The following is a 16,476-nucleotide window of genomic DNA, read 5'->3' on the forward strand; positions in this document are numbered from 1 at the left end:
TTTGTAGCGCGGGCTCTAGTTCTTCAACCGCGAAATGTGCGGTTCGGGTACTTTCCGAATTAGAAGGCAATGTCGAAACTCAAAACAACAAATTGTTGAGTTTCAACGGTGGCCCGGAATGGGAATCCGATTCCAGTAACGAAGCTCAGCGGTGCGTCGTACGAAGCTCAACCCGCGCGGACGATCCGGAGCAGCTTGGACCCGCCGTCCACGTAGCGTCCCCACGCTTCCATAAGGTGCCGCCGCTTCTCCAATGCAGTCCCGCGCCGGTATGCTTGCTCCACCTCGTCCCCGACCGCATGGGCCAGCGCCATTTCCGCGATGTCGCGCGGAGTGCTGGTTTCGTCGCCAGCCCAGTCCCTGAAACTGGACCGGCACCCGTGCGTGGTGATGCCGGGATAGACGGCTTTGAGCGCGTGGAGGACGGCGTTCATTCCGAGCGGCTGGCCCGGTTTGAGCCCGGCGAACACCCAATCATCCGGCTTGGCGTCCTTCGGAATAACGGCCTTCAGGATCGCGACGGCGCGGGCACACAGCGGCACTTCGTGGTCCTTCGGGAGCTTCATGCGAGCGGCCGGGATGGTCCACAGACGGGCTTTAAAATCGATTTCGGACACCTTCATGAACCGGCCTTCCCCCGTCCGCACGGCCGTTAGGATCACGTATTCGGCGGCTAGGTTCACGGCCGTATCCGCCCCGGCGTGCTTCTCCCGGAGAGCCCGCACGATCCGGGGCACGTCCTTGTAGGGCGCGGCCGGGTGGTGGCGCTTCTTCCGCTTCGTCGCTGGCAATAGCTCCTTCAGATGGCCTTTCCAGCGCGCGGGGTTTTCGCCGGAGCGCAGCCCCTTGGCTTTGGCGGCGTCTAGGATGCGTTCAATCCGACCACGGGTTTCCCGCGCCGTGCGGCTCTTGGTGAGCCACAGGGGCTTCAGGACGCCCAACACGTCATCCGTGCTGATGTCCTTGCATCGCTTGGGCCGAAGCGACGCGCACCGCACTTCAATGTCCCGCTTCCAATCCACGCCGCTGGACTTGTTCTTGAAGCCGGGCTTGATCGATTCCAAAAGTGCATCCGCGAACGTGCCGAAGGTGCCATCACCGGCCGCGCGTTCCGCTCTCTTCGTCGCCGCCGGGTCAACACCCCTACGCAACCCCGCGCGAAGCTCGCCAGCGCGTTCCCGCGCGTCGTCAAGGCTCACGCCACCGGACCCGGCCGAACCAAGCCCGGTGTCACGTTGTTTGCCCGTGCCGCGCTCCCGATACCTGAAAACCCATGAACGCGCGCCGCCGTCGCGGACCAGCAAATAGAGCCCGCCGCCGTCGCCGTATCGGCCCGGTGCAAGCCGGTTGCTCTTCACCGTAAGCGCGGTCAGCTTCTTCGCCACCTTGATCTCCCACACAGGGCGCGGCTGGCACCAATCGCGTCCCTACTTTCGTCCCTACTTTCGCGCTGGATCGTGAGAAAGCAAGACGGAGCGCAGCGGAGTTTCGATCAAAGTTAACCGCTAAAAACGGGCATAAATCAAGGGTTGGTGGAGTTCGGTGGAGCCCGGTGGAGTCTTGCGCAGACGTGGTGATGCCAGCCGCGCCCTGCTCTTATCTGAAATCGAAAAGCTATCCGAAATCGAAAGGCCAGTTGCGTGCCTTCATTTGCTGGCCGCAAAAAACGGCGCGCCCTCAAGGCGCGCCGAACTCATTTCAAGGCAATCACTTCGCGATCAGCCTCACGCCACCCTCGGCGTCCGGTTGCGCGAGTTGCGCTGGAAGAACAGCGCCTGGCTGGCGACGGCGGAGACCATCGCAGGCTGGAACGGTTTCGAGATCAGGAACGCGGGCTCGGGGCGTTCGCCGGTCAGGAAGCGCTCGGGATAGGCGGTGATGAACACCACCGGGACCTCGAAGGTCCGCAGCAGCTCGTTGACGGCGTCGAGGCCGGATGAGCCGTCGGCCAACTGAATGTCGGCCAGGATCAGGCCGGGCTTCTGGTTCTTGGCGAGCGCAACGGCGTCGCTGTGGGTGCGGGCGACGCCGAGCACGTGGTGGCCGAGATTTCTGACCAGACTTTCGAGGTCCATCGCGATGAAGGTCTCGTCCTCGATGATCAGTACGTCGGTCGCAATTTCCGCGGCCATTTCGCGGCCGGCGGCATCCGCGAGCCTGCGGGTCTCGCCGACGTCGGTGCCGAGAATGAAGGCCACCTCCTCCTCGGAGAATCCCTCCAGCGACAACAGCAGGAAGGCCTGGCGCGGCAATGGAGTGATGTTGGAAAGGCGGCGCTCCGACGGCAGCGGCAGAGCCGTCACGTCGGGATCCTCGTTGAGCGAGACCGAATTCCAGATTTTCGTGAACAACTGGAACAGCCCGGCGCGCGGCCCGTACCGCTCGTCGAGCAGCGACGGATCCTGCAGCAGCGCCTCCAGCATGGCCCCGACATAGGCGTCGCCGGAGGCCTGATTTCCCGTCAGCGCACGGGCATAGCGCCGCAACAACGGTAGATGTTCGGCAACGAGCTGTGATCGCGACATCCCCACTCCGTCCTGTCTCGAGGTCAAAACTTTATGGGTCAGGCATCCTGTCGGGATGCCCCGGTTTCCCAATTGCGCGGGACTACGCGCGAACCCGAGAAAAGTTCCGGCATCTGCTGGAACTTTCCGGCGCAGTTCGAATTAGCATCTTCGGAAGTTGCAGCAAGGACTTCAATCCAATGAAGAATAATTGAGATTACATGGGCTTAGCTCTCGGGGAAGCGTGGAACAGGTCATGAAAGACGTAAAACCTCTAGCCGGCAAGATGCCCGCTCCCGGCAAGCCGGGCCGCCTCAACGCCGAGATTCAGTCACGAATCGGGCATCAACTCCGGGCGATGTACGACGACGTGGTCCGGCAGGGCGTGCCGGACCGCTTCGCGGAACTGATCCGCAAGCTTGATGTTCCCTCTTCCGATCCCCAAATGGGACCCACGGGCGCGCCGGCAGCTCCGGCAATCAAGAATGACGGGAGGGACTAATGCCTCTCACAGATTCGCTCCGCGACGACATCCTGGCGTCGGTTCCATCCTTGCGCGCATTCGCGATCTCGCTCAGCGGCAATGGCGACCGCGCCGATGACCTGGTGCAGGAGACGCTGCTGCGCGCGCTCGCCAATATCGACTCGTTCCAGCCCGGCTCCAACCTGCCGGCGTGGCTGTTCACGATCCTGCGCAACCTGTTCCGCTCCGACTACCGCAAGCGGCGGCGCGAGGTGGAAGATGCCGAGGGCAATTACGCCAAGACGCTGAAGACCCAGCCGGCGCAAGGCGCGCATCTGGAATTCGAGGAGTTCCGCGCCGCGCTCGACAAGCTGCCGCAGGACCAGCGCGAAGCGCTGATCCTGGTCGGCGCCTCCGGCTTCTCCTATGAGGACGCCGCCGCGATCTGCGGCTGCGCGGTCGGCACCATCAAGAGCCGCGTCAACCGCGCACGCACCAAGCTCTCCGCCCTGCTCTATGTCGACGGCGCCGACGACTTCGGCCCCGATGAAACGGTGCGCGCCGTGATCGGCGGCGGGGGGTAGGCGTTTGCTCCATCGGCTCGAAAAATATCGTCATGCCCGGCCTTGTGCCGGGTATCCACGTTCTTGCTTGCCACCAGAGCAGAAGACGTGGATGGCCGGGACAAGCCCGGCCATGACGAAATAAATAACGAAACCTACCGCATCGGCCTCACCGGGGCGGAAAATTGTTCGGTGCGGTCGCGCTCGGTCATGTCGACGACGGTCTCCATCGGGGCGGTGAGCTCGTAGACGTAGCTGACGTCGGTGAAGTACCGCTTCGCGGTGCCGCCGAGCGCTTCGGGCGCGACGCGGTCGAGCAGGATCAGGCCGAAGTCGGAATCCTCGCGGCGGGTCGCGGCACTGGTGTTGAACTCTTCCCAGCGGAATTGAAACGTCATGTCGGGTTCTTCCCCGGTCACTTCCCAATGCGCCGTGATGTGCGGGTGCTTGCCGACCAGCGACAGCCCCTCGTCGGAATGCGACGCCAGTTCGAAGAACAGCAGCGACAGGCTCTGCGCCGCCCGCGCGCTCACCGCGATATCGGGACCGGAAACCGCGATGCGATCAGCGTGGGGAATCGCGCGCGCCTCGAACAGCCCCCTCAGCTTGACACCCTGCCACTGGCTTTCGCTCAACAACGTCACCACGTTCGACATCGCATGGATGCGGCCGATCAGGAGATCGCGGGCGACGTCGATGTCGGCGCCGTGGCGCAGCGTGCGCGTCACGATCGACTGGATCACCGCCAGGATGTTCTTGACGCGGTGATTGAGCTCGTCGATGACAGCGGTAAGCCGCCGTTCGAAGCCAATGCGCACCTGGATTTCGCGGCTGAGCCGCAGATTGTTGTAGGCGACGTAGCCGAACAGCCCGCAGACGATGCCGGTCAGCGCAAGCCCGATCGCCGCCACGATGGCGGCGGTCTGCCGGGCGCGCATCATCGCGTTGTTCTTGGCGTAATAGGCGAGCGACCAGTCGCGGTCACCGAAGCTCACCGTCCGCACCATCGACGGCGGCGGCGCGTCCGGCGCCACGATCCTGGAGCCGACGTGATCGCGATCGGTCGCGACCAGTTCCTGATCGGCGCTGTTGGGGTCCTTCAGCGCCACCGAGAACAGCGACAGATCGTCGTTGGCCAGCATAAGCGGCGCCAGCTCGTAGGAAAAGGTCACGAAGCCCGCCGGCTGGGCGGCGCCGTCAGGCAGAACCGGCGCGGCAAGCACAACGCCGACCGGCCCGTCGGAGCGCAACAGCGGCATCGGATCGGACGCCACCGGCTTGCCCGCCGTCATGGCGCGGGCGAACATCGGCCCGAGAACCGGATGCTGGCTGAACGACCGGCCCGGAAAGGCCACCGTCGCCGCGTTGCGGGGTTCGGCGTCCATCAGCACATCGACCGGCCCGTCGAGCGACTGCCGGTCCAGCGGCTTGTCGTCGAAATTCCGGATCGAGGGATTGGGAAACTTCTCGCCCGCCAGCTCCTTGCGCGCCGCCTCGAGTTCGCCCGGCTGCAACCGCGCAATCCAGCTTGCGACCACGAAATCGGTCTTGAAAGCGTATATCGAGGCCCGCAGCGGCTGCAGCATGTTGGCCTTGATCACCGAGGGGGCGCGGAACAGGCCGGAGGCGACGCGGGCGAGCAGTTCACGCTCGGTCAGGCGGTCCTGGACCAGGCTGGCGTGAACGTCGATGGCGCGCGCCATCGCGATGCCGTCCACGATCAGCTCCTGATCGTGGACGCGATAAGCCGCAAGCCCGGAGAGCAGAGCCCCGATCAATGCGATGAAGCCGATGATGAATCCGAGCCGAACCACTCGCTTACTCAGAGGAAGAGGCGTTGGCGAAAAAACAGATCAAACATCTCGCGGCCGCCGGCACGGCGACGAACCGCAATAGAATGAGTGCCAACCGTTGGGATAATGAAGCAGCGATCATCGGCGCGCAACTGCGGCTGGAGAGTAGCACTAACAAGTGCCTGCCGTGGATTGTCGTTACGGCGAGGCTAGAGAAAGCTAACCGCAGCGAAGCGATTTGGTTCCGGCGAGGGGCAAAGGTTTTCTGCCACGTCGCACAAGGAGCAACCGCGAAGGCGTCATTCCGGGGCGCGCGCAGCGCGAGCCCGGACTGACGATGCCCGGCTGGCTCGCCACAAGGGTTAACGAATCCGTTCAGCCCGCCTTGGCCTTTTCCCTTGCCTTGTCCCTGGCCCTGGCCGCCGGCTCGAGGCCGCCCTTGGCTTCGATGAAACCGATGATGCGGTCGAGGCCTTCGCGCTTTTTCAGGTTGGTCATGACGAAGGGTCGCGCGCCGCGCATCCGCTTCGCATCGGTGTCCATCTTCTCCAGCGAGGCGCCGACATGCGGGGCGAGGTCGATCTTGTTGATCACCAGCAGGTCGGAACGGGTGATGCCGGGCCCGCCCTTGGAAGGGATCTTGTCGCCGGCGGCGACGTCGATGACGTAGATGGTGAGATCGGCGAGCTCGGGCGAGAAGGTGGCGGCGAGATTGTCGCCGCCGGATTCGATCAGCACCAGGTCGAGATCGGGAAATTTGGCGCGCATGTCGGCGACCGCGGCCAGGTTCATCGAGGCGTCCTCGCGGATCGCGGTATGCGGGCAGCCGCCGGTCTCGACGCCGGCGATGCGGTCCGGCGTCAGCGACCCCGAGCGCACCAGGAATTCCGCATCCCATTTGGTGTAGATGTCGTTGGTGATGGCGGCGATGTCGTAGCGCTCGCGCATGGCTTTGCAGAGCAGGTCCATCAGCGCGGTCTTGCCGGAGCCGACCGGGCCGCCGATGCCGATGCGAAGCGGGCCGTGAGATTTCGACATGTCAGTTGCTCTTTCCGTTCCGTCGTCCCTGCGAACGCGGGGACGACACATTGATGGATACCTTCATCTGAATAGCCGTCACGGCGTCCAGCTCCAGCGGAAATTGTCTTCCCGGAAAGTTTTGGCGCGCTGCGGATCGGCCTTTTCGAGATCGCCAAGCGACTTGCCGCGGGCGTCGAAATAGGTGCGGTCGGCCCCGATCTCCAGCGTGCGCTTGCCGATCGCGCATTCGTAAGGCGCGGCGCGGCCGCCGCCGAGATATTTCCAGTGGTTGCCGTGGCGCGCGCCGCCGCAGACGACTTCGCCGGGCGCAAGATTGTTCTTGCCGAGCTCGGCCTGGATTTCCGCCACCAGTTTCGGCGCGGTTGCGACCGCCTTCAAAACCTCGTCAAGGCCGAGACTGCCGCCCGCCAATGCCGGCGCGGCCGCGAGGGCGACCAACCCTGCCAGCCCCCAGACGACCCGCGTAACCCAATGCATGGCGGCAGCCCTCATGACCGGAACAACCTCGTATACTGCGTTTCGTGCCGCATCGAGGCGAGATCGGCGCGGAAGGTCGCGCTGCCGAGATCGTCGAGCGCCGCGGCCGTCGCCCGTTTGGCGGTGGCGACGACGACCGGCTCGAGCTGCGCCAGCACGCGCTGGCTGTCGGTCTGCCCGAGCGGAATCAGCCGCGCGCCTGCGGAAATCCAGTTCGACGCCAGTGCGTGAAAGAACGCGTGCAAGGTGGGGGCTAGCGGCATCGCATGCGCTGCGCTGACGAGCCCGACCGCGACCGGATAGACGATCGCGCCGCCGCAGGCCGCGATCATCTGATCGAGCCCCTCGCAAGGCCAGGCCGCGCGCGCGATGTCGATGAAGGCGCGGCCCTGCGCCGAGGTTTCGAGCTGGCGCTCGCGCGAGGGCACCAAGGCGGCGGCGAGTTCCGCGATGTCGCACAAGGCTGCATCGTCGCCCGATGCGGCGGCGCGGTGGGCGTGGGCCAGCACCACGCCGTCGCAGAAGCCGCTGCCGTCCGCGAGCATCGAGGCGAGCCAGTCCCGCAACGAGGCGGCATCGGCGACATCGCCGGCTTCCACCGCCCATTCGATGCCGCTGGAATAGGAAAACGCGCCGACCGGAAAGGCCGGCGACAGCCAGGTCATCAGCCGGTACAGCGCCGCGGCTTCGGCTTCCGGCATGCCGTCCCGGTCGTCGACCGGCGGCGGCTTATTTGTGGTCATGAGCATGGGAATGACCATGGTGGTGGTCGTGATCGCAGTGCTCGTCATGGTGATGATGATCGTGTTCACCATGATGATGGTGGCCATGATCGTGCGATGAATGATCGTGGACCTCCGGCGCATGAGCGTGGCCGGAATCCGCATAGGCGCCGCCTTCGGGATCGAACGGCGCCTCGATCTCGATCACCCGCGCGCCCAACCCCTTCACCATCGCCTCGATGACGTGGTCCCTTCGGATGCGCAGGCCCTTGGGCGTGATCTGGGTCGGCAAATGGCGGTTGCCGAGATGCCAGGCGACCCGAACCAGATGGTGCGGATCGTTGCAGCGGATCTCGGCCAGCGGCTCGGGAGCGGCGACCACCTCGACCAGGCGGCCGTCCTCGAGCACCAGCGCGTCGCCGCCGCGCAGCGCAACGGCGGTTTCGAGATCGAGCAGGAATTCCAGCCCGCGCGTGCCGGTCATCGCCATCCGCCGCCGGTGCCGATCGTCGAAATCGAGCACCACGGCATCGGCCGGCGCTTCCGTCCAGCGATGCTGTCCCCGGACTTCGGTGGCGCGGATCATACGAACATGCCTTCCCTTAGAACTTCTCGACCTTGCCGTCGCTGATGATCTCGATCACGGTCGGCGACACCTTGAGCGGCGCGGAATATTCCCGCCACACCTTCATGTGCGGTGCCTTGCCATGGGCGTTGAGATCCTCGCGGGTTTCCCAGCGCTCGACCACCACGAACAGATTGGGGTCGTGGATGCTGGTGTGGTTTTCATAGGAAATGCAGCCCTTCTCCTGGCGGGTGGCGGCGATGCATTCCTTGGCGCCCTTGATGAAGGCGTCCCGGCATTCCGGCTTCACCTGCGAAGTGGCGACGACATAGATCATCGATGGATCTCCGGTTTCTTCCCGCTCAGCGAACGTCGACTTTTTCGGGCGTGATGACTTCGATCTTCGGCGGCGCGGCGAAGCATTTCACCGCGACGCGGCCGAAGGTCTTCATATGCTCGGCGCCGCGGTGCGGCACCAGCGCCTCGGCGTTTTCCCACTGCTCGACGAACACCATCTTGGCCGGATCGGTGACGCTCTCATGCAAGTCATAAGCAATATTGCCGGCCTCTTTTCGGGTTTCCTTGATGCAGGCAGTGGCGGCGGCAATGAATTCGGCGCGCGTTTCAGGCTTCACGGTCAGTGTGGCAACGACGTAAATCACGAGATCCTCCCGGTCTTTTGTTCTGGCTTGAAGTACCGGGAGGGACCTTAGAACATGAAATAGCGCTGCGCCATGGGCAGCACCTCGGCCGGGGCGCAGGTCAGCAATTCGCCATCGGCGCGCACCTCATAGGTCTCGGGATCGACCTCGATTTTCGGCGTGGCGGAATTATGGATCATGCTCTTCTTGGAGATGCCGCCGCGGGTATTTTCAACCGCATAGAGTTTCTTGTCGATGCCGAGCTTCTTCGCCAGCCCCGCGGCCACCGCGGCCTTGGAGGAGAACACCACCGAGGACGCCGTCAGCGACTTGCCGAAGGCGGCGAACATCGGCTGGTAGTGCACGGGCTGCGGCGTCGGGATCGACGCGTTGGGATCGCCCATCGGGGCTGCCACGATCGAGCCGCCCTTGATGATGCAATCCGGCTTGACGCCGAAGAAAGCCGGCGACCACAGCACGAGATCGGCGAGCTTGCCCTTTTCCACCGAGCCGATCAGCCCGGAGACGCCGTGCGCGATCGCGGGGTTGATGGTGTATTTGGCGATGTAGCGCTTGACGCGGAAATTGTCGTTGTTGCCCTTGTCCTGCGGCAGCGAGCCGCGCTGCTTCTTCATCTTGTCGGCGGTCTGCCAGGTGCGGATGATGACCTCGCCGAGCCGGCCCATGGCCTGCGAATCCGACGACATCATCGAGAGCGCGCCGAGATCGTGCAGGATGTCTTCCGCCGCAATGGTCTCTTTGCGGATCCGGCTTTCGGCAAAGGCGAGATCTTCGGCGATCGAGGGATCGAGATGATGGCATACCATCAGCATGTCCAGATGCTCGTCAATGGTGTTGCGGGTGAACGGCCGCGTCGGGTTGGTCGAGGACGGCAGCACGTTCTTCAAGCCCGCGATCTTGATGATGTCAGGCGCGTGGCCGCCGCCGGCGCCTTCGGTGTGGAAGGCGTGGATGGTGCGGCCCTTGAACGCCTTCACCGTGTCCTCGACGAAACCGGATTCGTTCAGCGTGTCGGAATGGATCATGACCTGGACGTCGTAGTCGTCGGCGACGCTGAGGCAATTATTGATAGCGGCGGGCGTGGTGCCCCAATCCTCGTGCAGTTTCAGCGCACAGGCGCCGGCCTTGATCATCTCGACCAGCGCCGCCGGCCGCGAGGCGTTGCCCTTGCCGGAAATGCCGAGATTGACCGGGAACGCATCGAACGACTGGATCATCCGCGCCATGTGCCATGGGCCGGGCGTGCAGGTGGTGGCAAAGGTGCCGTGCGAGGGGCCGGTGCCGCCGCCCAGCATCGAGGTGACGCCGGACATCAATGCATGCTCGATCTGCTGCGGGCAGATGAAATGGATGTGGCTGTCGAAGCCGCCGGCCGTGAGGATCTTGCCCTCGCCCGCGATGATATCGGTGCCGGGGCCGATCACGATGGTGACGCCGGGCTGGATGTCGGGATTGCCGGCCTTGCCGATGGCGCTGATGTAGCCTTCCTTGATCGCGACGTCGGCCTTCACGATGCCCCAATGGTCGACGATCAGCGCATTGGTGATGACGGTGTCGGCCGCGCCCTGCTTGTTGGAAGCTTGCGACTGCCCCATGCCGTCGCGGATCACCTTGCCGCCGCCGAACTTCACCTCCTCGCCATAGACGGTGAAGTCCCTCTCGACCTCGATGATGAGATCGGTGTCGGCCAGCCGCACCCGGTCGCCGGTGGTCGGCCCGAACATGTCGGCATAGACGGAACGCTTGATTTTTACGGACATGATTGCGTTTCTCCCGCTTCCCGCATGTTCACAGCTTGCCCATCACGTCGCCGCGGAAGCCGTAGATGACGCGTTTGCCAGCGAGAGCCACCAGCTGCACGTCACGGGTCTGGCCCGGCTCGAAGCGGACGGCGGTGCCGGCGGCGATATCGAGCCGCATGCCGCGGGCGCGTTTGCGGTCGAATTTCAGCGCCGGATTGGTCTCAAAGAAATGATAGTGCGAGCCGACCTGGATCGGACGGTCGCCGCTATTGGCGACAGTGAGCGTCACGGTCTTGCGGCCGGCATTGAGTTCGATCTCGCCGTCCTGGATGAAGAGTTCGCCGGGGATCATCTTGCGCCTTTCTCAGTCATTCCGGGGCGCGTCGCAGACGCGAACCCGGAATCTCGTTCCAATTACCTCTGGATTCCGGGTTCGGCGCTTTGCGCCGCCCCGGAATGACGGCCTGTTTTCATCGTATCGGTTCATGCACGGTGACGAGTTTTGTCCCGTCGGGAAACGTGGCTTCGACCTGGATGTCGTGGATCATCTCGGCGATCCCATCCATGCACTGCGCACGGGTGATTACCTGGGCGCCGGCCTGCATCAGTTCGGCGACGGTGCGGCCGTCGCGCGCGCCCTCGACGATGAAATCGGAAATGATCGCGACCGCCTCGGGATGGTTGAGCTTGACGCCGCGCTCCAGCCGGCGCCGCGCCACCATCGCCGCCATCGAGATCAGCAGCTTGTCCTTTTCGCGGGGGGAGAGATTCATGCGAGCACTCTGATGATTTCCGGATAATTTCGATCTGACCTAGTTGAGCCACAGCCGCGGCAGCCCCACGCCACTGGCGCGGCCGAGCACCGCCATCATGTCGGCGCGCAGCCGGGCCGCATCTTGGCCACAGAAGCGAGCCATTGCAAATCCGTTCCAGCAGGAGATGCCGATCTCGCTGCCGAACGAATCGGAAAGCCCGCGAATACGCTCCACCAGCGCCTCGTCGCCCGGCACGATCAGCGCGGTGCCGATGGCGACGCCGCCGTTGGCCACCGCGGGCCGGGCCAGCTTCTCGCCGATGTCACCATCGAGGCGGATGTTTTCCGCAAACACCAGCCGGCCGCCGCGCCGCATCCGCCAGCGGTCGACGAATTCGCCTGATCGCATCCGCTCGCCCATCGCGGTGCGGCCGAACACCACGATTTCGCAGAGCAGAAGCGAGGCGCCTTCGGCCAGATCGATGTCGATGCGGCGCGATACCCGCGCCCGGTCGAACAGAATGGTCTCCTGCGGCAACCAGGCGAGATGCGCCCCCGCGGCCGCCTTCAGCGCAATATTGACCTCTGCGGCCGGTCCCTGCGCCCGGTAGATTTTTTCGGCGGCCGCCGTCGTCACTGCTAGACGCGATCCCTCGCCGGCCGCGATATCGATGTCGAAACGGTCGCCGCCGGCAATGCCGCCGGCGGTGTTGACGAATACCGCCGAGAGGCCCTCCGCCTCCGGCGACGGGAAACGCACTCGCAGGGAACCCGATTCATGAAGCTGGCGGCGGCGGGTGGCGCCCTCGACCTGCTGCACGTCGAACGTCACGGCTCCTTGCGCCCGGTTGGCCGCAAAGATCGCTGACGTCGCGCTGGTGGTATCGGTCCGCATCCGTCCCCGGATCTTCTCGCGACCATGGCCGGCCGCGTCAAAATATCTGTCTACAGCGCCATCTGGCGGCTGATTTCGGCGGGATCCATGGCGCTGCGATCGCAGGCGTATTTCACGGCACCCCGGTCCATCACGGCGAAACTGTCGCCGAGCTCGCAGGCAAAGTCGAGATATTGTTCGACCAGCACGATCGCGATATTGCCGAGACTGCGCAGGTACGAGATCGCCCGCCCGATGTCCTTGATGATCGAGGGCTGGATGCCCTCGGTTGGCTCGTCGAGCAGCAGCAGTTTCGGCCGCATCACCAGCGCCCGCCCGATCGCGAGCTGCTGCTGCTGGCCGCCGGAGAGGTCGCCGCCGCGGCGCCCCAGCATCGTTTGCAGCACCGGAAACAGCGAGAACACGTCGTCGGGGATGTTGCGGTCGTCGCGCTTCAAGGGCCCGAACCCGGTCTTGAGGTTTTCCTCGACCGTCAACAGCGGAAATATCTCGCGGCCCTGCGGCACGAAGCCGATGCCCTTGCGCGCCCGCTCATAGGGCTTGAGGCCGGTGATATCGGCGCCGTCGAAGCTGATCGATCCCGAGGCGATCGGGTATTGGCCGACCAGCGCCCGCAACAGCGAGGTCTTGCCGACGCCGTTGCGCCCGAGCACGCACATCACCTTGCCGGGCTCGGCCTTGAGTGAAACGCCGCGCAGGGCCTGCGCCGCGCCGTAATAGAGGCTGATGTTGTCGACGTTCAGCATGATTCAGCGCCCCAGATACACTTCGATCACGCGTTCGTTCGCGGAAACCTGATCGATGGCCCCCTCCGCCAGCACCGAACCTTCGTGCAGGCAGGTCACCTTGACGCCGAGTTCGCGGACGAAGGTCATGTCGTGTTCGACGACCATGATGGTCTTGTCCTTGTTGATCTCCTTCAGCAGTTCGGCGGTCTGATGGGTTTCGACGTCGGTCATTCCCGCGACCGGTTCGTCGACCAGCAGCAGCTTCGGATCCTGCGCCAGCAGCATGCCGATCTCGAGCCACTGCTTCTGCCCGTGCGACAGGCTGCCCGCCAGCCGGTTGCGCGCGTCGGTCAGGCGGATGGTTTCCAGCACGCGCTCGATGCGCTCGGATTCGGATCTGGTTTCGCGCCAGAACAGCGTGCCCTTGACGCTGTGATCGACATTGAGCGCCAGCAGGAGATTATCCTGGATGGTCTGGCTCTCGAACACCGTCGGCTTCTGGAATTTGCGGCCGATGCCGAGTTCGGCGATCCGGGTTTCGTCGAGCCGGGTCAAATCGGTGACGCCGTCGAACAGCACCTCGCCCTCGTCCGGCTTGGTCTTGCCGGTGATGATGTCCATCATCGTGGTCTTGCCGGCGCCGTTGGGGCCGATGATGGCGCGCATCTCGCCCGGCTCCAGCGTCAGCGACAGGTTGTTGATGGCGTGGAAGCCGTCGAACGAGACGTGCACGCCGTCGAGATAGAGCAGCGCGGAGGTGGCACGGGTTTCCATGGCGTTCATGCGCTCACTCCGCCGGGTTCGGTTCGCTGACGCCGTCTTCGCGCGCCGCACTCTCGGCACTGGCCGTGAGGCGCTGCGCCTTCCACGGCTCCCACCAGGCGTTGAAGGTGCCGACGATCCCCTTCGGCAGCAGCAGCGTCACCAGGATGAACAGCGCACCCAGCATGAACAGCCAGTACGGCGCCAGCGCGCCCGAGGTGAAGAAGGTCTTGGCATAGTTGACGACGACGGCGCCGAGCGCCGCGCCGACCAGGGTGCCGCGGCCGCCGACGGCGACCCAGATCACGGCTTCAATCGAGTTGCCCGGCGCGAATTCACTTGGGTTGATGATGCCGACCTGCGGCACATAGAGCGCGCCGGCGACGCCGGCCATGCAGGCCGACAGCGTGAACACGAACAGCTTGTAGGATTCGACGCGGTAGCCCAAGAATCGCGTGCGGGATTCGGCGTCGCGCACCGCGATCAGTACCTTGCCGAGCTTGGAGGTCACCACCGCCCGACAGATCAGGAAGGTAATCATCAGCGCGAGGCAGCTCAGCAGGAACAGCGCCGCGCGGGTGCCGTCGGCCTGGACGTTGAAGCCGAGAATATCCTTGAAGTCGGTGAGGCCGTTGTTGCCGCCGAAACCGAAATCGTTGCGGAAGAATCCGAGCAGCAGCGCATAGGTCATCGCCTGCGTAATGATCGAGAGATAGACGCCGGTGACGCGGGAACGGAACGCCAGCCAGCCGAAGCAGAACGCCAGAAGGCCGGGCACCAGGATGACCATCAGCGCCGCGAACCAGAACATGTCGAAGCCGTGCCAGTACCACGGCAGCTTCGGATAGTTCAGGAACACCATGAAGTCGGGCAGGATCGGATTGCCGTAGACGCCGCGGCTGCCGATCTGGCGCATCAGATACATGCCCATCGCGTAGCCGCCGAGCGCGAAGAAGGCGCCGTGGCCGAGCGAGAGAATGCCGCAATAGCCCCAGATCAGGTCGATCGCGAGCGCGAGGATGGCGTAGCAGACATATTTTCCGAACAGCGCCACCAGATAGGTCGGCACCTGGAACATCGAGCCGGCCGGCAACAGCAGGTTCGACAGCGGGATCAGCACGCCGACCGCGGCGACTACCGCGAGGAAGATCGTCGCGCTGCGGTCCAGCGAGCGCGTGAGCACATGCGGCATCATGCTTCCACCGCCCGCCCCTTGAGCGCGAACAGGCCGCGCGGGCGCTTCTGGATGAACAGGATGATCAGCACCAGGATGGCGATCTTGCCGAGCACGGCGCCGGCCACCGGTTCGAGGAACTTGTTGGCGATGCCGAGCGTGAAGGCGCCGACCAGCGTGCCCCAGAGATTACCGACGCCGCCGAACACCACCACCATGAAGGAATCGATGATGTAGCTCTGGCCGAGGTTCGGGCTGACATTGTCGATCTGCGACAGCGCCACGCCGGCGATCCCGGCAATGCCGGAGCCGAGGCCGAAGGTCAGCGCGTCGACCCGCGAGGTGGCGATCCCCATCGAGGCCGCCATGCGCCGGTTCTGCGTGACCGCGCGCATCTCCAGGCCGAGTGCCGTGTATCGCAGCATCGCGAGCAGGATGGCGAACACCGCCAGCGTGAAGCACAGGATCCACAGCCGGTTGTAGGTGATCGTGACCTGCCCGATCTCGAACGCGCCGCTCATCCAGGAGGGATTGCCGACCTCGCGGTTGGTCGGACCGAACATGGTGCGCACCGCCTGCTGCAGCACCAGCGACAGGCCCCAGGTCGCAAGCAGCGTCTCCAGCGGGCGGCCGTAGAGGAAGCGGATGATGCTGCGCTCGATCAGGATGCCGATCGCGCCGGCGACGATGAAGGCCAGCGGTACCGCCATCAGCAGCGAATAGTCGAACAGGCCGGGATAGCTGGTGCGGATGGTTTCCTGCACCACGAAGGTGACATAGGCCCCGATCATGACCATCTCGCCATGGGCCATGTTGATGACGCCCATCACCCCGAAGGTGATGGCAAGCCCGATCGCCGCAAGCAGCAGCACCGAGCCGAGCGACAGGCCGTACCAGGCGTTCTGCACCATCGACCACAGCGCGAGGCTGCGCTGAATGGCCGCCGTCGCGTTCGCCGCAGCGCTGACAATCGCAGCCGGCTGATCCCCGGTCAGCCCGGTCAGCAGCGCCATCGCCTCCTGGTCGCCGCGCGCCTTGATGGCGGCGATGGCTTCCAGTTTCTCAGCGTCGGTGGCGTCGGGCTTGAACAGCAGGATGGCGGCGCGCGCCTCGGTAAAGGCCAGCCTGGCGGCCTTGACGGTTTCGTTCTTCAGCGCCTCGTCGACCAGCGGAAGCATGGCTTCGTCGTGGGTCTTGAATACCGACTGCGCGGCATGGATCCGCTTGGCGGGATCGGGTGACAGCAGGGTCAGTCCGCCCAATGCGGCTTCGACGGCACGGCGCAGGCGGTTGTTGAGGCGAACGGCGGCGGCCGCCGCGGGCAGGCTCGCGACCGGTTCGGCGGTGGCGGCATCGACGATCTTGCCGCTGGGCTCGGTGACGTAGACTTTCCTGGTGTCGGGATCGGCCATCAGACGGCCGTCCTGCAGCGCGCTGATGATGGCAAAGGCGAGCGGATTGCCCGATGACGCCACCGCGCCGATCGCGTCGTTGGTGTCGGAAAAATCGTCGTTGGCGAACTTGCCGACCGCATCCTCGAACGGGCCCGCGAGCGCCGGAACCGCGAAGGCGGCGATCAGGAAGATCGAGAGGGCAAGCGCGCGAAAACGCTCAAAAAAGTTGGCTAACAC

At 64.6% G+C, this 16,476-nt stretch carries 20 protein-coding genes; 3 read left to right on the forward strand and 17 right to left on the reverse strand.

Annotated elements, in window-relative coordinates; translation table 11 throughout:
* Positions 1–167: 167 nt before the first annotated feature.
* The gene (locus KMZ68_RS23360; RefSeq protein WP_215613478.1) at positions 168–1,385 is read right to left on the reverse strand and encodes a tyrosine-type recombinase/integrase; all 1,218 of its coding nucleotides are present in this window, start codon (positions 1,383–1,385) and stop codon (positions 168–170) included.
* A gap of 339 nt (positions 1,386–1,724) precedes the next feature.
* Positions 1,725–2,525, reverse strand: coding sequence for a response regulator (locus tag KMZ68_RS23365; RefSeq protein WP_215613479.1), 801 nt, complete (start codon positions 2,523–2,525; stop codon positions 1,725–1,727).
* A 235-nt stretch (positions 2,526–2,760) separates the two neighbouring features.
* On the opposite strand from KMZ68_RS23365, the gene KMZ68_RS23370 reads away from it, so the two are divergent.
* Together KMZ68_RS23370 and KMZ68_RS23375 are read left to right on the forward strand one after the other, a co-directional pair.
* On the forward strand, positions 2,761–3,006 hold the full coding sequence (locus KMZ68_RS23370) for a NepR family anti-sigma factor (protein ID WP_215616448.1): 246 nt from the start codon (positions 2,761–2,763) through the stop codon (positions 3,004–3,006).
* The gene (locus KMZ68_RS23375) at positions 3,006–3,551 is read left to right on the forward strand and encodes a sigma-70 family RNA polymerase sigma factor (protein WP_215613480.1); all 546 of its coding nucleotides are present in this window, start codon (positions 3,006–3,008) and stop codon (positions 3,549–3,551) included. The genes KMZ68_RS23370 and KMZ68_RS23375 overlap by 1 nt, the downstream gene beginning before the upstream one ends.
* Positions 3,552–3,685: 134 nt before the next feature.
* Here KMZ68_RS23375 and KMZ68_RS23380 read toward each other — a convergent pair whose 3' ends face one another.
* A complete protein-coding gene (locus KMZ68_RS23380) occupies positions 3,686–5,344 on the reverse strand; it encodes a CHASE domain-containing protein (protein ID WP_215613481.1) in 1,659 nt (552 codons plus the stop codon).
* Between the two features lie 23 nt (positions 5,345–5,367).
* Here KMZ68_RS23380 and KMZ68_RS23385 point away from each other — a divergent pair, with 23 nt between their 5' ends.
* A complete protein-coding gene (locus KMZ68_RS23385; RefSeq protein ID WP_215613482.1) occupies positions 5,368–5,658 on the forward strand; it encodes a hypothetical protein in 291 nt (96 codons plus the stop codon).
* Between the two features lie 40 nt (positions 5,659–5,698).
* Here KMZ68_RS23385 and ureG read toward each other — a convergent pair whose 3' ends face one another.
* From ureG to urtB, 14 genes are all read right to left on the reverse strand, one after another.
* Entirely contained in the window at positions 5,699–6,361 is a 663-nt protein-coding gene (gene ureG / locus KMZ68_RS23390; protein ID WP_215613483.1) for an urease accessory protein UreG, read from the reverse strand.
* 78 nt (positions 6,362–6,439) lie between these two features.
* Positions 6,440–6,841 (reverse strand): hypothetical protein, encoded by a 402-nt coding sequence (locus KMZ68_RS23395; protein ID WP_215613484.1) that lies wholly within the window; start codon positions 6,839–6,841, stop codon positions 6,440–6,442.
* A gap of 11 nt (positions 6,842–6,852) precedes the next feature.
* Positions 6,853–7,590, reverse strand: coding sequence for an urease accessory protein UreF (locus tag KMZ68_RS23400; protein ID WP_215616449.1), 738 nt, complete (start codon positions 7,588–7,590; stop codon positions 6,853–6,855).
* Positions 7,571–8,149 (reverse strand): urease accessory protein UreE, encoded by a 579-nt coding sequence (locus KMZ68_RS23405; protein WP_215613485.1) that lies wholly within the window; start codon positions 8,147–8,149, stop codon positions 7,571–7,573. Before KMZ68_RS23405 ends, KMZ68_RS23400 begins: the two co-directional genes overlap by 20 nt.
* 16 nt (positions 8,150–8,165) lie before the next feature.
* A complete protein-coding gene (locus tag KMZ68_RS23410; protein ID WP_215613486.1) occupies positions 8,166–8,465 on the reverse strand; it encodes a putative quinol monooxygenase in 300 nt (99 codons plus the stop codon).
* Positions 8,466–8,490: 25 nt separating this feature from the next.
* Complete coding sequence (locus KMZ68_RS23415) at positions 8,491–8,790, reverse strand: putative quinol monooxygenase (protein WP_215603688.1); 300 nt, start codon at positions 8,788–8,790, stop codon at positions 8,491–8,493.
* A gap of 47 nt (positions 8,791–8,837) precedes the next feature.
* Positions 8,838–10,550, reverse strand: coding sequence for an urease subunit alpha (ureC, locus tag KMZ68_RS23420; protein WP_215613487.1), 1,713 nt, complete (start codon positions 10,548–10,550; stop codon positions 8,838–8,840).
* Positions 10,551–10,578: 28 nt separating this feature from the next.
* A complete protein-coding gene (locus KMZ68_RS23425) occupies positions 10,579–10,884 on the reverse strand; it encodes an urease subunit beta (RefSeq protein ID WP_215613488.1) in 306 nt (101 codons plus the stop codon).
* A 118-nt stretch (positions 10,885–11,002) separates the two neighbouring features.
* A complete protein-coding gene (locus KMZ68_RS23430; protein WP_065747476.1) occupies positions 11,003–11,305 on the reverse strand; it encodes an urease subunit gamma in 303 nt (100 codons plus the stop codon).
* Positions 11,306–11,344: 39 nt separating this feature from the next.
* Positions 11,345–12,181 (reverse strand): urease accessory protein UreD, encoded by an 837-nt coding sequence (locus tag KMZ68_RS23435; RefSeq protein ID WP_215613489.1) that lies wholly within the window; start codon positions 12,179–12,181, stop codon positions 11,345–11,347.
* A 50-nt stretch (positions 12,182–12,231) separates the two neighbouring features.
* A complete protein-coding gene (urtE, locus tag KMZ68_RS23440) occupies positions 12,232–12,927 on the reverse strand; it encodes an urea ABC transporter ATP-binding subunit UrtE (RefSeq protein ID WP_215613490.1) in 696 nt (231 codons plus the stop codon).
* Between the two features lie 3 nt (positions 12,928–12,930).
* Positions 12,931–13,692 carry an urea ABC transporter ATP-binding protein UrtD gene (gene urtD / locus KMZ68_RS23445; protein ID WP_215613491.1) on the reverse strand — a complete coding sequence of 254 codons (762 nt, stop codon included), beginning with the start codon at positions 13,690–13,692 and terminating at the stop codon, positions 12,931–12,933.
* Positions 13,693–13,696: 4 nt separating this feature from the next.
* Positions 13,697–14,866 (reverse strand): urea ABC transporter permease subunit UrtC, encoded by a 1,170-nt coding sequence (urtC, locus tag KMZ68_RS23450; protein ID WP_215613492.1) that lies wholly within the window; start codon positions 14,864–14,866, stop codon positions 13,697–13,699.
* Positions 14,863–16,476, reverse strand: a complete 1,614-nt coding sequence (urtB, locus tag KMZ68_RS23455) for an urea ABC transporter permease subunit UrtB (protein ID WP_215613493.1) — start codon at positions 16,474–16,476, stop codon at positions 14,863–14,865. The genes urtC and urtB overlap by 4 nt, the downstream gene beginning before the upstream one ends.

It is taken from the genome of Bradyrhizobium sediminis (assembly GCF_018736105.1).
Classification (GTDB): domain Bacteria; phylum Pseudomonadota; class Alphaproteobacteria; order Rhizobiales; family Xanthobacteraceae; genus Bradyrhizobium.

Bases quoted from the DNA above. Each gene is read 5' to 3' on its own strand.
- KMZ68_RS23365 (WP_215613479.1), bottom strand. From the start codon at position 2,525: ATGTCGCGATCACAGCTCGTTGCCGAACATCTACCGTTGTTGCGGCGC.
- KMZ68_RS23370 (WP_215616448.1), top strand. From the start codon at position 2,761: ATGAAAGACGTAAAACCTCTAGCCGGCAAGATGCCCGCTCCCGGCAAG.
- KMZ68_RS23375 (WP_215613480.1), top strand. From the start codon at position 3,006: ATGCCTCTCACAGATTCGCTCCGCGACGACATCCTGGCGTCGGTTCCA.
- ureG (WP_215613483.1), bottom strand. From the start codon at position 6,361: ATGTCGAAATCTCACGGCCCGCTTCGCATCGGCATCGGCGGCCCGGTC.
- KMZ68_RS23395 (WP_215613484.1), bottom strand. From the start codon at position 6,841: ATGCATTGGGTTACGCGGGTCGTCTGGGGGCTGGCAGGGTTGGTCGCC.
- KMZ68_RS23400 (WP_215616449.1), bottom strand. From the start codon at position 7,590: ATGCTCATGACCACAAATAAGCCGCCGCCGGTCGACGACCGGGACGGC.
- KMZ68_RS23405 (WP_215613485.1), bottom strand. From the start codon at position 8,149: ATGATCCGCGCCACCGAAGTCCGGGGACAGCATCGCTGGACGGAAGCG.
- KMZ68_RS23410 (WP_215613486.1), bottom strand. From the start codon at position 8,465: ATGATCTATGTCGTCGCCACTTCGCAGGTGAAGCCGGAATGCCGGGAC.
- ureC (WP_215613487.1), bottom strand. From the start codon at position 10,550: ATGTCCGTAAAAATCAAGCGTTCCGTCTATGCCGACATGTTCGGGCCG.
- KMZ68_RS23425 (WP_215613488.1), bottom strand. From the start codon at position 10,884: ATGATCCCCGGCGAACTCTTCATCCAGGACGGCGAGATCGAACTCAAT.
- KMZ68_RS23430 (WP_065747476.1), bottom strand. From the start codon at position 11,305: ATGAATCTCTCCCCCCGCGAAAAGGACAAGCTGCTGATCTCGATGGCG.
- KMZ68_RS23435 (WP_215613489.1), bottom strand. From the start codon at position 12,181: ATGCGGACCGATACCACCAGCGCGACGTCAGCGATCTTTGCGGCCAAC.
- urtE (WP_215613490.1), bottom strand. From the start codon at position 12,927: ATGCTGAACGTCGACAACATCAGCCTCTATTACGGCGCGGCGCAGGCC.
- urtD (WP_215613491.1), bottom strand. From the start codon at position 13,692: ATGAACGCCATGGAAACCCGTGCCACCTCCGCGCTGCTCTATCTCGAC.
- urtC (WP_215613492.1), bottom strand. From the start codon at position 14,866: ATGATGCCGCATGTGCTCACGCGCTCGCTGGACCGCAGCGCGACGATC.